General features: G+C 66.0%; 14 protein-coding genes. 5 read left to right on the top strand and 9 right to left on the bottom strand.

Annotated elements, in window-relative coordinates; genetic code table 11:
• Positions 1-72 precede the first annotated feature (72 nt).
• Together EP007_RS00940 and EP007_RS00935 are read left to right on the top strand one after the other, a co-directional pair.
• Positions 73-1,707: an alkaline phosphatase family protein gene (locus tag EP007_RS00940; RefSeq protein WP_243700413.1), complete on the top strand. Its 1,635-nt coding sequence runs from the start codon at positions 73-75 to the stop codon at positions 1,705-1,707.
• A gap of 1 nt (position 1,708) precedes the next feature.
• A complete protein-coding gene (locus tag EP007_RS00935; RefSeq protein WP_128475864.1) occupies positions 1,709-2,728 on the top strand; it encodes a GNAT family N-acetyltransferase in 1,020 nt (339 codons plus the stop codon).
• Positions 2,729-2,807: 79 nt separating this feature from the next.
• Here EP007_RS00935 and EP007_RS00930 read toward each other — a convergent pair whose 3' ends face one another.
• Genes EP007_RS00930 through EP007_RS00915 form a run of 4 tightly spaced genes read right to left on the bottom strand, consistent with a single transcriptional unit; the run spans position 2,808 to position 6,375 of the window.
• Positions 2,808-3,182 (bottom strand): methylglyoxal synthase, encoded by a 375-nt coding sequence (locus EP007_RS00930; RefSeq protein WP_128475863.1) that lies wholly within the window; start codon positions 3,180-3,182, stop codon positions 2,808-2,810.
• Positions 3,183-3,232: 50 nt separating this feature from the next.
• Positions 3,233-4,678 carry a hypothetical protein gene (locus EP007_RS00925; protein WP_128475862.1) on the bottom strand — a complete coding sequence of 482 codons (1,446 nt, stop codon included), beginning with the start codon at positions 4,676-4,678 and terminating at the stop codon, positions 3,233-3,235.
• Between the two features lie 15 nt (positions 4,679-4,693).
• Positions 4,694-5,335: a metal-dependent hydrolase gene (locus tag EP007_RS00920; RefSeq protein WP_128475861.1), complete on the bottom strand. Its 642-nt coding sequence runs from the start codon at positions 5,333-5,335 to the stop codon at positions 4,694-4,696.
• 23 nt (positions 5,336-5,358) lie between these two features.
• Complete coding sequence (locus EP007_RS00915) at positions 5,359-6,375, bottom strand: DUF1616 domain-containing protein (protein ID WP_128475860.1); 1,017 nt, start codon at positions 6,373-6,375, stop codon at positions 5,359-5,361.
• Positions 6,376-6,815: 440 nt separating this feature from the next.
• Here EP007_RS00915 and EP007_RS18345 point away from each other — a divergent pair, with 440 nt between their 5' ends.
• Both EP007_RS18345 and EP007_RS00910 read left to right on the top strand, forming a co-directional pair.
• Positions 6,816-6,935, top strand: coding sequence for a DUF7556 family protein (locus EP007_RS18345; RefSeq protein WP_449405015.1), 120 nt, complete (start codon positions 6,816-6,818; stop codon positions 6,933-6,935).
• Between the two features lie 161 nt (positions 6,936-7,096).
• On the top strand, positions 7,097-7,297 hold the full coding sequence (locus tag EP007_RS00910) for a XapX domain-containing protein (RefSeq protein ID WP_128475859.1): 201 nt from the start codon (positions 7,097-7,099) through the stop codon (positions 7,295-7,297).
• Positions 7,298-7,363: 66 nt separating this feature from the next.
• Here the strand turns inward: EP007_RS00910 and EP007_RS00905 are convergent, their stop codons facing one another.
• From EP007_RS00905 to EP007_RS00885, 5 genes are all read right to left on the bottom strand, one after another.
• On the bottom strand, positions 7,364-9,202 hold the full coding sequence (locus tag EP007_RS00905; protein WP_128475858.1) for an FAD-binding protein: 1,839 nt from the start codon (positions 9,200-9,202) through the stop codon (positions 7,364-7,366).
• 21 nt (positions 9,203-9,223) lie between these two features.
• Positions 9,224-10,099: a succinate dehydrogenase/fumarate reductase iron-sulfur subunit gene (locus EP007_RS00900; RefSeq protein ID WP_128475857.1), complete on the bottom strand. Its 876-nt coding sequence runs from the start codon at positions 10,097-10,099 to the stop codon at positions 9,224-9,226.
• A gap of 2 nt (positions 10,100-10,101) precedes the next feature.
• On the bottom strand, positions 10,102-10,467 hold the full coding sequence (locus tag EP007_RS00895; protein ID WP_128475856.1) for a succinate dehydrogenase: 366 nt from the start codon (positions 10,465-10,467) through the stop codon (positions 10,102-10,104).
• 1 nt (position 10,468) lies between these two features.
• Positions 10,469-10,861, bottom strand: a complete 393-nt coding sequence (sdhC, locus tag EP007_RS00890; RefSeq protein ID WP_128475855.1) for a succinate dehydrogenase, cytochrome b556 subunit — start codon at positions 10,859-10,861, stop codon at positions 10,469-10,471.
• A 101-nt stretch (positions 10,862-10,962) separates the two neighbouring features.
• Entirely contained in the window at positions 10,963-12,030 is a 1,068-nt protein-coding gene (locus EP007_RS00885; protein WP_128475854.1) for a succinylglutamate desuccinylase/aspartoacylase family protein, read from the bottom strand.
• Positions 12,031-12,129: 99 nt separating this feature from the next.
• On the opposite strand from EP007_RS00885, the gene EP007_RS00880 reads away from it, so the two are divergent.
• On the top strand, positions 12,130-13,473 hold the full coding sequence (locus EP007_RS00880; protein ID WP_128475853.1) for an ATP-grasp domain-containing protein: 1,344 nt from the start codon (positions 12,130-12,132) through the stop codon (positions 13,471-13,473).
• The last annotated feature ends 68 nt before the right edge of the window (positions 13,474-13,541 follow it).

Below are 13,541 nucleotides of genomic sequence, written 5' to 3'. Positions count from 1 at the left end.
GGGGCGTAGGAGTCGTTTTCGTAGCGGCAGTTGCCTCATAACAAAGACTGGCCCGGCGGTGGAACGCAGTACATGTTTGACCGCCCGCAGACCAACATGGATACGCTTCTCGTGGGGGTGGACGCGGGGTGTCGGCCGGTCCTCGAACCCCTCTTCGAGTCCGGCGCGCTCCCCGCTCTCTCGTCAGTTTTCGAATCGGGGGTGTCCGGGTCGCTGGAGTCCCAGATTCCGCCGTGGACCCCGAGCGCGTGGCCGTCGCTCTACACTGGCGTCAACCCCGGCAAGCACGGAGTGTTCGGATTCCTCGCGTTCGACGGCTACGACTGGGACGTGGTGAACGCGACCAACGTCCGCGAACGAACTCTCTGGGAGCTACTGGACGACCACGGCAAATCGAGCGTCGTCGTCAACGCTCCGGTGACCCATCCGCCCGGCGAGATCGACGGCGCAATCGTGCCCGGTTACACCGCCCCGGAGGACCCCGACTGCCACCCCGACGGACTGCTGGCCGATATCCGCGACGAAATCGGCGACTATCGAGTGTACGCGCCCCGAGACGCCGACGGTCCTGAGAGCGTTGAGTGGTACGAGCAACTGGTGGAGATGCGCGGCGAGGCGTTTCGGTACCTCGCCGACCGGTTCGCCCCCGATTTCGGCTTCGTCCAGTTCCAGCAGACCGACACCGTCTTTCACGAGCGCCCCGGCGACGACGACGCGGTCCGGTCCGTCTACGAGGCGGTGGACCGAGAGGTCGGCGCGATTCTCGACGAGTGCGACCCCGACACCGTGGTCGTCGCCAGCGACCACGGCATGGGCGAGTACACCGGTCGGGAGTTCCGACCCAACGAATTCCTGCGCGAGCGGGGACTGGTCGAGACGACGACCGAGGGCGCGGGGATGCCTTCGTGGTCCACCATCGCCGACAATCAGTTACAGGACGGCGAGACCGGGAGAGGCGACGCCGAAGACGACTCGTCGCTCCTCGAACGCGCCGTGGCCGGACTCGCCGGGGTCGGTCTCACCAGCCAGCGCGTCTACAACGCGCTCGGCGCGGTGGGACTCGCGGAGTTCGCGGTCCGGCACGTTCCCACCGACGTTGCCCGTGCAGGCTCCGAGCAGGTCGATTTCTCGGCGTCGAAGGCCTACGTGCGCGACCGTATCGAACTCGGCGTCCGCGTGAATCTGGAGGGCCGGGAACCGGACGGCGTCGTGCCCGAACACCAGTACGACCGACTCTGCGACGATCTCGTTGACGTGCTATCCCGCGTCGAGACTCCCGAGGGAACCCCCGTGTTCGAGCGCGTCGCGCGCCGGGAGGACGTGTTCTCGGGTCCCTACGTCGAGGAGGCCCCGGACGTGGTTACGGTCCCGCGCGAGTTCGACGAGTTCCTCTCGGCGCGCGTCGGCGACGGTCAGTTCGCCCCGCCGAGCGAACCGTACAACCACAAGCGCGACGGCATCGTGGCGATTTCGGGCGACGGAGTAGCTCCGAGCGCGGACCTCTCGGACGCCCACCTCTTCGACGTGGCCCCCACGATTCTGGCGACGATGGGGGTTCCGGCGGCCGACCGGATGGACGGGTCGGTCCTCCCCGCGGTCGAGGCGGTCGGCACCAAATCGCACCCCGCGTTCGACGCGGGCGAACAACGAGCGACTGACGACGACACCGTCGAAGCGCGACTTGCGGACCTCGGCTACATCGAATGATATGAGCGTAACAATCGAACAGCAGGGTATCACTGTCGGACGTGCGGAAGCATTCGAACACCACGACTGGAACGACCTCGTCGAGCGGTCCCCCCAGACCACCCCGTTCCACTACCGGGAGTCGCTAGCGGTGCAGGCGGACCACGCCGACGCCGACTGCCACCTCCTCGTGGGCTACAAGGGCCACGAACCGGTCGGCGTGTTTCCGGTCTTCGAGAAGCGCAAGGGAGGGATGGCGATGGCGTTCTCGCCCGCGCCGGGCCTGTGGGTATCGTATCTTGGTCCCGCACTCCTGAATCACCGAAAGCTCAAGCGCCGGAAGCGCGAGCGCCGGAACAAGCGCTTCGTAAGCGGCTGTCTCGACTGGATAGACCGCGAACTCGGCCCGAAATACATCCAGATTCGGCCCGGCCCGGACTACCGAGACGTGCGCCCGTTCGACTGGCACGAGTTCGATATCGACGTGCGCCACACCTACTCGGTGGACCTCACCCCGTGCGAGGAGGAGGTGTTGATGTCGTTCTCCGGCGACGCCCGGAACAACATCCGGACCGAGGGCGACTACCGAATCTACGAGGGGAGCACCGACGAGATTCGGGCCATCATCTCGCAGGTCCGCGCTCGCCACGACGAACAGGGCGAGAGCTACGGCGTGACCCCGCGGTTCGTCGTGGACCTCTACGAGCGCCTGCCCGATGGCGTGGTCCGGCCCTACGCCTGCGAAATCGACGGGCGAATCGCGGGGGGGATGGTCGCCGTCGAGTCCGGCGACACGATGTATCGCTGGCAGGGCGGCGCGAAACACGACGCCGACCTGCCGGTCAACGACCTCGTGGACTGGGCCATCGTGACCGACGCGATGGAGCGCGGCGTCGAGCGCTACGACCTCGTGGGCGCGAACGAGGAACGACTCTGTGGCTACAAAGCCAAGTTCGGACCCGAACTCCGGTCGTACTACACGATGGAGTCGGGGACGGCCGTCACTAACGCCCTGTCGAGCGTCTACAAGAAGTTCCGGTAGGTCGGCCCTCTTGTCGTGTCGTCGCCTCACACCTCTCCTCGTCGCTTCTCGGCGTGTCACTCAACATCTCTTTTCCTTGCTATTTCTCGGCGGCCAGTCCGTCCAGCAGGTACTCCGCGGAGGTCCGCGTCGTCGCCATCGGCACGTCGTGAACGTCGCAGAGCCGCAGGAGCGCCGCGATGTCGGGTTCGTGGGGTTGGGCGGTCAGCGGGTCCCGGAGGAAGACGATGCCGTCGAGTCGGTTCTCGACGACCTCCGCACCGATTTGGGTGTCGCCGCCGATTGGTCCCGACTCCTTGCGCTCGATTTCGAGGTCGGTCTCCGCGGCGATTCGCTCGCCGGTCGTACCGGTCGCAACGAGGTCGAACGACGAGAGTGACGACTCGTACTCGTTGGCGAGGTCGATTATCTCCGGTTTTTCGTCGTCGTGCGCGATGAGTGCGACGCGAGGCATACCGACCACTCGGAGCGCGAGCGCAAAAATCTATCCGCGAACGAATCCGTTCAGCACGACTCGTCAGTTCGGACGCCGCGCTTGGTCACCGTCGCGTTCTCGCTCCGGATGGCCTCCCCGCCCACGTCGATGGTCGAGTCCCGGACCGAACAGCCCTGCGCGTCGGTGAACGCCATGCCGTCGCGCTCGCCGCCGTGTTCGATGCAGACGCGCTCGAACCGGCAGTCGTTCCGGCGGACCGCTCGGACCGCGGTCCCGGTCGCCGCGCTCCCCGAGATGCGGAGGTCTCTCGCGGTGAACCGCGTGCGCTCGGGGAGACGGTCCATGCTCGGGACAGTCTGGCCCTCCATGCTTTCGATGGGGTCGCGGACGCTGACCGCGTAGGCGTCGGCGTCGGTCCGGACGCGGGTGTTGATCACCGTCACCTCGCCGAACTGCGTGCCGACGACGATGCCGCCGGAACTGTACGTTCCGGTCAGGTCGGTGATGGCGATGTCGCAGTCCTCGATGCGGGCGCTCGCGCCCTCTTCGGCCCAGATGCCGCGCATGTTCGGCTTGTGCTGGGCCTGTCGGGGGTTGTCCACGCGCACGGTCACGCCGCGCACGAGCGCGCCGCTGGTCCCGCCGCCGACGCGGACCTGCTCGATGCCGTTGTTGGCGTAGTAGCCGCCCAGAACCCGGAGCGGGCCGCGGTGGTAGGCCGCGTACAGACCCTCCTTCCAGTGTTCGAGGCGGCAGTTCCGGAACGTCAGCGTTCCGACGCTCTCGGGGAAAACGTACATCGCGTGGCCGGTCGTTGACCCGTCGGGGAGCGAGACGTTCTCGAACGTCAACTCGCCGTCTGAGTCGGTCACCTCGATTTCGAAGGCGGTCCGCGGCGCGTGGCGGTGGCCTCGGACGGCGACGTTTCGGACGAAGCTCTTTCCGCCAGCGGTGCCGACGCGGGCGATGGGCGCAACGTCGTTGGGCCGACAGTCGATGGTGAACCCCTCGAAGAGCAGGTCGTCCAGACCGCCCCACTTCAGCCAGTAGCCGACGCGCTTGGGCGGGACGAGAACTGCGTCGTCGCCGACCACGCCGAGGTTCTGGTAGTCGGTCGCACTCCACTCGTCCAGTCGGTACCGGCCCGCGGGGAAGTACAGTAGAGTGTCGTCGCTAGCGTTCGCTTCGAGGACGGGGCGAACCGACTCCTCGCCGTTCGGGTCGGCCCCGGCGTTCACGACGTTCACGACCGACTCGTAGCCGTGCCGCTCGACCAGTTCGCTCGGCGGGGAGTCGGCCGCCTCGCCGGTCGCCGTCCCGTTCGTCCCCTCGTCGGGCGTCGTCCTCGTCGTCTCGGTCGGTTCCGGAGAACTCGGCCCGCGGTCCTGCCGACCGCACCCCGCGAGCGCGCCCACCGCCGCGGCGGTCACGGCGGTCCGGAGGTACGCGCGTCTCGTCGCCGACCGCTCGTCACCGCTCGTCGCGTTCGCGTTGTCAGGTCTGTCCATTGTCATATGTTCTGAAGCTCGCTACGGCGATTCTTCGGCGGAACGCCCGAGGACGACCCGCGACCAGAGCCACCGGAGCGGCGGCAGGCCGTCGGCGACCCACAGCGCGACCACCGACGCCAGCAGGCCGAGTTCGACCGCGAGGTACGGCGACAGTTCGCCGCGGGCCAGTCGCTCGACGTACCGACCCAACAGCAGTCGGACCATCTCGGCGAACCCGACGCTCGTCTCGCTCGCCGGGACCGGAACGACCGGCCAGAGCAGGAAGTCGTAGTTCGGTTCGCTGCCGACCAGCGCGGGATAGAAGGCGTCGCCCGGTAGATGACTGAGGTAGCCGAGCGCGAACGCCACCCCGGCGCGCGAGTCGTCGCGCGCCGTGGGGTCTCGTCTTGGTGTCGCGCCGTTTCGCCGTCGTCCGAGCGCCGCGCCGACGAACACCGCGAGCGCCGCGACCGGGAGCGCGACGAACACCGAGTGGGCCAGCGAGTGGCCCGAGGGAAGGACGCCGACCGTCCACGCCAGCGGCTTGTCCACGAGGTCTGGAAACTGCGTGCCGACCGCGAGCGCGACGACGGGCCACGGTCGCGGCGCTCCGCGGCCCGACAGTCGGACCGAAAGCGAGTAACAGAGGTAGCCGACGGCGAGATGTTCCCACGGCCACATGGCTCAATGGCTTCTCTCTCCCGTCATTCGGTCACGTTTGTCCAGATGTGGGCGCGCCGATAGGCGTTCTCCGCGGTCGGGTCCCGCGGCGGGTCGCCCTCGTAGACGAGATAGATTAGTCGCAGGTCCTCGCCGGTCATCGTCGGCGCGACCTCGTGGGTTGTCCGCCACGTCTCGCCCGCCGCCACGGTCGGGGAGAAAGTGGTCAGCTGGCGCTGTTCGACCACCTTCGCGCGCCCGCCGTCGCCCTTTCGGACGCGCTGGAGTTCGACCACCACCGAGTAGTCGGTCCGCTCGCCCTCGCGGTTGGTCAACTCCACGACTAGCGGTCGGCTCTGGCCCTGCTCTATCGTCTCCGGGTAGTCCTCGGCGACGAGTTCGCCGGTCTCGTTCTGCGAGAGCAGGGCGACCTCGGTGTAGCTCTGGCCGGGACCGGGCGCCGCGATGGCGTAGCCCATTGCACTGACCGCCAGCGCGACGCCGACGACGAGACCGACGTTCAGCGCGCGCTCGGAGAGCGGGCCGGTCGAGAACGCCCGGCGCGCGTCGTCGAGCCACACCCCGAGAGGGAGCGAGAACCGGCGGTCCGCGGGTCGGCGAACTCGCCGACCCGCGGCGACGACCGCGAACGCGACGGTCACGAGCGCCACCGCGAGCAGGACGGTCGCGGGCGCGAGTTGCCACGGCGAGAGCGAGACCGCGACCCCAACCAGCGGGAGCAGTGCGAGGCTGACGCCGAACCCGAGCGCGGCGCGCTCGGTGCCCGAGAGACCGTGCTGGCCCGCGTCGTCGGGCGTCGCGTCACTCCGGGCGTCGTCGGGCGTCGCGCCGGGGAACAGCGCCGAGACGAGTGCGTAGCCCGGCGCGAAAAACAGGAGCGGAAGCCCGAGCGCGGCCGCTAGCGGCGTCCCGTAGACGCCGGACTGGGAGAGGGCGACGACCGCGACAGCGACGTAGCCGACGACCGCGAGGAGGTCGGCCGCGAGCGCGGGGCGCACGAGGCGCTCGACCCACGCGTCGGCGGGCGTTTCGTGACTCATCGTTCGTTCGACACCGCCTCCGGGCCGGTGTGACGGTACTCGTAGCTGGTTCGACGGCTCATTACCTCACGCCAAGGTCGGATTGGCACTTTGTTATCTCCCGAGTGTCCGACGGTAAGCAGTGATTACCGCCGACTCGAAACGGAGCACGACGGTTTTGCGGTCCTGAAATCCGTTCGCACACGGCCTTCCTCGCGGGGTCGCCTGCCCGCGGTCGGCCCGCGTGACCGAAACACCTGCAACGTGCTTCGGAAGTCGTTTCATTTCGCGTTTGACGGCGATACGCGGCCCGTAACCTTCCCTTACGAATAGGAGGGTGGTGTATACTAAAGACCCTCTCGCGTCTACGATTGACGTACGAACCCGAACCACGGTGATCTACCCTGAGTTGGACACTCCCCACCGCCGAACTGGACGAATCGCTCGACGACGGCGAAGTGATGTTCGCCGTTGACGAGACGGACGACGAGCGCACGACCATCATCGCCGACGTGTCGAACGACGAGGCGTATCTGGCGATGCCCTTCGAGGAATCGAACACGCTCTCGCAGTGGCGCTAACGCGCCGACGCCCTCTTCTCGCCCGGCAGTCGAGGCGACGCTATTCGGCCGCCGAGCGACGCCGCGGCCGACGCTTTTCTGTGACAGTTAGCGTCGTCGCGGTTCTGCCCCCCCGACTGGAATCAGAAATCCCTTCTCACTGCCCTCGTAACGGAGAATCCATGAACGTGACACTCACGCTGCTCGCGCTCCTGACGGGGTTCGTCACGGGCGCGCTGTTCACCTTCCTTGGGGTCCCGCTACCCGCGCCGCCGGAACTTCCCGGCGTCGTCGGCATCGTCGGCATCTACGTCGGCTACAAGACGGTCGAACATTTCGACGCGGGAACCGACCTACTGGCGGCGCTCGGACTCGCTGGCTGAATCGGCGCGCCCTGTACGCGACGAGCGAAAAAATCGGTCGGCGACTGTGCGAAACGAAACCGGTCGTCAGTACGAGCGTTCTTTCGGCTCGTAGGTCTTGTTCTCGCCGTCGAGGATGACCGGCTTGTACCAGAGTTCCGGACTGCCGTCGTTCCACGAGAGCATCGTGTGCTTGAGCCACTCGTCGTCCTTGCGCTCCTGATGGGCCTGTCGCCAGTGGGCACCGCGGAACTCGTCGCGGGCCAGCGCGCCGAGGGTGATGGCCTCCGCGAGGTCGATGAGGTTGCGCGTCTCGATGGTGTGGATGAGGTCGGTGTTGAACGTCCGCGAGGGGTCGTTGACGTAGGCGTCCTGATACGACTCTCGGACCTCCTGAATGTCTTCGAGCGCCTGTTTCAGACCCTCCTCGTTCCGGAAGACGTTGACGTTCTCGGTCATCGACTTCTGGAGGTCGGCCCGGAGTTCGGCGTGCTGGATGCCGTCGTCTTTCTCCATCAGTTCCTCGATGCGGGTGCGCTCGCGCTCGATGGTGTTGCGGACCGTCTCGTCGGGGTCCGCGACCGCCGCGCCACCGTCCGCGACAGCGTCCTCGTCGCTCGTCTCGACCGCGCCGGGTTCGACCGGCGTTTCGAGACCGTCTTCCTCTTCGATTTCGCTCGTCTTGCCCTTCGTAATCTCGGCCTCGCCCAGGTCCGCGCCTGCGGCGTGACGACCCGCGCGCGCGCCGAAGACGATGAGTTCCGGCAGGGCGTTGCCGCCCAAGCGGTTCGACCCGTGGACCGACACGCAGGCACACTCGCCCGCGGCGTAGAGACCGTCGATGAGCGTCTCGCCGTTCTCGTCGGTCTCGATGCCGCCCATCTCGTAGTGCTGGCCGGGCTTGACCGGCATCGGCTCTTCGAGACCGTCCACGCCCTCGAAGTCCCGCGCGAGGTGGAGGATGTTCTCCAGTCGGTCGGTGATGCGCTCCTCGCCGAGGTGGCGCATGTCGAGGTAGACGTACTCGTCTTCGACGCCGCGACCGGAGTTGACCTCGGTCAGTTCGGCGCGCGATACCACGTCGCGGGAGGCGAGTTCGCCGTCGTTGTTGGCGTAGCCGTACTCGAACATGAACCGCTCGCCCTCCGAGTTGTAGAGGATGCCGCCCTCCCCGCGAACCCCCTCGGAGATGAGGACGCCCGTCGAGGGAAGCGTCGTCGGGTGGAACTGGACGAACTCCATGTCTTCGAGCGGGACGCCCGCTCGGTAGGCCATCGCCGCGCCGTCGCCGGTATTGGCGACGGCGTTGGTCGTGTGGTCGTACACCTGTCCGGTGCCGCCCGTGGCGAGGATGACCCCGTTTCGGGCCTTGAAGCCTTCGACCTGTCCGGTCTTGATGTCGTAGGCGACGACACCGTGACACTCTCGCTCGGCGGGGTCGTCGTGGTCCGTGACCGCGAGGTTCGAGACGTACCACTCGTCGTACACCTGTATCCCTCGCTTGACCACCTGCTCGTACATCGTGTGGAGCATGTGGTGGCCGGTCTCGGCCCCGGCGTAGGTCGTCCGGGCGAAAGAGAGTCCGCCGAACGGTCGCTGGGAGACTCGGCCGTCGTCCTCGCGGGAGAACGGCATCCCCCAGTTTTCGAGTTGGATGGTCTCCTCGGGGCTGTCCTGCGCGAGGGTCTCGATTGCCGGGGCGTCGCCGAGGTAGTCCGACCCCTTCATCGTGTCGTAGGCGTGGAGTTCCCAGTCGTCGCCCTCGCGGAGCGCCGCGTTAATGCCGCCTTCGGCCGCGCCAGTGTGGCTTCGCACAGGGTGGAGCTTCGTGACGATTGCCACGTCGGCTCCCTCTTCGTTAGCCGCGATGGCCGCGCGAAGCCCGGCACCGCCGCCGCCGATTACTAGAACGTCGTGTTCGTGCATAGTTAGTCGTTAGTCTCGTTGTTACCAGAACTTGAGGTTCTGCTTGACCGCTTCTCGTTTCATCTCTTGGATGTGTTCGGTCAGCGGGATGTCCTTCGGACAGACGTTCGTGCAGGAGAACTGGGTCTGGCACCGCCAGACGCCGTGTTCTTGGTCCAGCACGTTCATCCGGTGTTCCTTCATATTCTCGCCCTCCCGCTCGTCCATGGCGAAGCGGTAGGCCTTGTTGATTGCCGCCGGACCGAGATACTGGTTGTCTCCGGCCGCGACGTTACACGACGACATGCAGGCACCGCACCAGATACACCGCGTGGACATCTTGATCTTCTCGCGGTTCTCGCGGGTCTGGCGGTACTCTTCGAGGTCGCCGTCGGACTCCTCGTCGGGCTGGAAGAACGGCTCGACCGCGTGCATCTGGTCGTAGAAGTGTTCCATGTCCACGACGAGGTCTTTCACCACGTCCTGATGGGGAAGCGGCTCGACCCGGACCGGCGCATCGAGGTCCGAAATCTGGGTCTGACAGCCGAGTCGCTGACGGCCGTTGATGAACAGCGCGTCGGAGCCACAGACCGCCTGCCGACAGGAGTGTCGGAACGTCAGCGTGGTGTCGTAGCGGTCGCGGGCGTAGATGAGCGCGTCGAGGACCGTCATCCCCTTCTGCTTCGGGATGGCGAAATCGTCGAAGCGCGGTTCCATCTTCCCCTCGACCTCGGGGTCGTAGCGGAACACCTTCAGCTCGAAGGTCTCGCCCTCGATTTCGGCGGGCGCGCCAGACACCGACTGCTCGCGCTTGGCGTCGCGGTCGGCACGGCGACGGTCCCCGTGGGACACGCTCTCGGCGTTGACTTCCTGTTCGGTCTCGGTCTGTTCTTTCTCTTCGGGTACTTGCGTGCTCATGATTACACCAGTCCGTTCAAGACGAGCGCGAGGTAGGTGCCCTGCGCCGCCAGCGCGAGGCCAGCGATGGCGAGGACGCCCTTGACAACGGTCTTCTTCGTGCCCGTCAGGCCCTGATTCAGCAGTGCGGCGTAGACGCCGTTGACGCCGTGGAACGTCGCGGTCCACAGGAACAGGACCATCGTGACGGAGTAGCCCCACTGCTCCATGCGGCCGGTCGTTCCGGCGAACGTCACCTCGGAGGCGTGGTTGACGAAGTGCAGGAGGAAGAAGTGGAACGCCAACACGACCACGAGGAACGCGGCTGTGACTCGCTGGAGGAGCCACGACGCGCTTCCGCTCCGGAACGAGGAGTAGCGTTCGGCCATCTTAGAACGCCCCCTCTAGGAACGTCGGGATGCTCGCTAGCACGATGACGCCCGTAACTATTAGCGATGCGTAGAAGCTCTTGTCCTGCGATTCGAGTCCGAGTCCGAGGTCCACGAACAGCAGGCGAACCCCGTTCAGGATGTGGAAGACGGCCACTGCCAGCAGGCCGACCTCCATGACGCGGACCAGAAGCAGGCTCTCAAGCCCCTGAATCGTGTCAGTGTATGCGTTGGCACCGGAGATGGCGGTACTCAGCACGGCGATGTGCGTGAACAGGTAGCCGACGAGTACCCACCCGGTGAACTTGTGGAATATCCAGGCCCACATCCCGGCCGTGAACTCCCGCCACCGGCCGAAGTCTTCGACGAGGCCTCGATTATACGATTGACTCATACTTGTCCGTTCGGGAGGTTGGACTGTGGGCAAATAGAAGTTTCTACCTACTGCTGAACTCGCCGCAATTCCCGCGCCCGATTTCCGGAGACCGAACACGTTCACCGCCGACTCGGACTCGCGGGCGTCGGCGTCTTCTCGACGGACTCGCTCCGGGCGCGCTCGCGCTTGAGCGCCTTTCGGGTCTTCGCGGAGAGTTCGACCATGTGACAGAGCGGGTTGCCCGGATAGACGACCGGATTCTCCAACACGCCGACGAGAAGCCCCGTGAACGGCGCTTTGACGGGTTCACGGTCGGTCTTGAACGGATTCGTGATGGTGCAGATGGTGTCTCCCTCGTAGACCAGCGACCCGCGGTCGTGGTGCATGTCCACGAGTCCGCCCGCGTCGGCCCGAATCCACGTCTTCTCCTTGGCGTCGTCGATGACGGTCCGCCACCCCGGCCACTTCACCGAGTCGGTGCGGTGGACGCCGTACTCGGCGAGGACGCTCTCGACGCCCTCCAGTCCCCGGTCGATGAACTCTCGCTGGAACCGGTGGGCCTCGCCCATCTCGATGGTGATGGTCGGGATGCCGTAGTCGGTCGCCTCCCGGCGGAGGGTTCCCGTGGGTCCTTCCGACGAGATGATGACGTTCGAGCCGAATGCCTTGGCGAGTCTGGAGACTTCGGGGTCGCCCGTGTCCGCTCGAACGTGTATCATGTTCGTGCGCCCGCGCGTGGACGTGTGAAAGTCGAGTCCGATGTCGCAGGGCGCGATGAAGTTTCGGAAAATCTGGTAGGCCATCCGCTTGGCGCTGGTCGAACCCTGCCGACCGGGGAACGAGCGGTTCAGGTCCCGGTCGTAGATGGGGAGATAGCGCTCCTGTGCGAGGAATCCGGGGACGTTCAGGACAGGCATACATACCAGCGTCCCACGGAGGTCGTCGTGGTTCCAGCCGTGGGCGACCTCGCGGACGACCTCGATGCCGTTGAGTTCGTCGCCGTGGGCCGCCGCCGTGAGAAACACCGTCGGTCCCGGTTCGGCCCCGTTGACGATGGTGACGGGGATTCGAACCGGGTCGCCGAGATACGTCTCGCTGATGCCGTAGCGAACGTTCTGGGTCTCTCCCGGCTCGACGATTCCGCCGTTGTACGTAAACGCCTCCGGGTCCGTGTCCGAACCGGTCATGTCCCCATTCGGACCCCGCCGTATATAAAGGCGCGGCAGTCATCTCGAAGAAATCGATGTTCGGCTTTTTAAGTAGCCGGGTTCAATACGTAACTACCAATGACTGCTGACGGTTCGGACGTGCGGGTCGGTGTACTTAGTCTTCACAACAGTAAGGAAACAAAGGCGATTTTGAACGCTATCGACGACCTCGGTCACGAACCTCTCTGGCTCCGAGAGGAGAACACGGCGGTGCGACTCGAAGACGGGTCGGTCGAACTCGAACCGGAAGTGGACGCGGTGGCGAACCGACTGTTGCTCTCGAACACCGAGCAACCGTCGGAGGCGCTCGGTCTCGCCAAAATCTACGACTCGGTCCGGCCGGTTCTGAACGACCCGAGTTCCGTGATGACCGCTATCCACAAGTTCTCGACCGCGACCACGCTGGCCGACGCCGATATTCCTGTCCCCGACGCGCTGTTGGCGCTGTCGAACGACCGTCTCAACGACGGCCGCGCCGACTTCGGCGACGAAGCGGTGTACAAGACCGCTATCGGGACTCACGGCGGCGGAACGTGGAAGGTCGGCCCGGACGAACTCGTCAACCCGCGAGTCGGCGACCGGCAGGCCTTCCTGCAGGAACTCATCGAGCGCGACGAGGGCAAGCACCGCGACCTGCGCGTCTACGTGGTCGGCGACCGAATCGTCGGCGCGATGAACCGCTACGCGCCCGAGAACGACTGGCGGACGAACGTGGCGCTCGGCGGCGCAGTGGAGGACGCGAGCGACACCCTCCCGAAGGAAGTGGCGTCCATCGCCCGAGAGGCCGCGGATGTCATCGGTCTCGACTGCGCGGGTGTGGACCTCATCGAGGGCCACGACGGCTGGTACGTCCTCGAAGTCAACCCGACCGCGGGCTTCAAGGGACTGTTCAAAGCGACCGGCAAGAGCGCCGCGCCGTACATCGCCCAACTCGCCATCGAGCGCGCGGGCGGCACGGTGGACGAGCAGAAAGTCGAGAACCTTACCGCGACGCTCGACGACTCGGTGCCCGCCTGCAAGCCGATTCCGAAGGAAATCGGAGGAGGCGACCCCATCGTCATCGGCTACACCGAGGAGGTCATCCTCAGCGGGACTAGTGGCTCGGAGACGGTCGTCGCCAAGTCCGACACGGGCGCGACCCGGACCAGCATCGACACCAAACTCGCGGCCGAAATCGGCGCGGGACCAATCAAGTCCATCGCCAAGGTCAAATCCGGGTCCAGCAAGTCGAGTCGGTCCCGGCCGGTCGTGGACGTGGTGGTCGGCGTCGGCGGGAACCGCCACACCGTCACGGCCAGCATCGAGGACCGCGGGCACATGGAGTACCCGGTCCTGCTCGGGCGCGACATCCTGAAGCACTATCAGGTCAACGTCCAGAAGCGCGTGGACTCCGAGGAAGAGACTGAGGAAGAAGAGGAGTAGTCGCTTCGACCCCAAATTTTTGCCCGGAGCCGTCGTCGCTCTCACCGTCATGAGCGACCGGCTCGCCA

It is taken from the genome of Halorussus pelagicus (assembly GCF_004087835.1).
Classification (GTDB): Archaea; Halobacteriota; Halobacteria; order Halobacteriales; family Haladaptataceae; genus Halorussus; species Halorussus pelagicus.
Note: the sequence above shows the minus strand (reverse complement) of the source record. Positions and strands in the feature narration are given on the sequence as shown.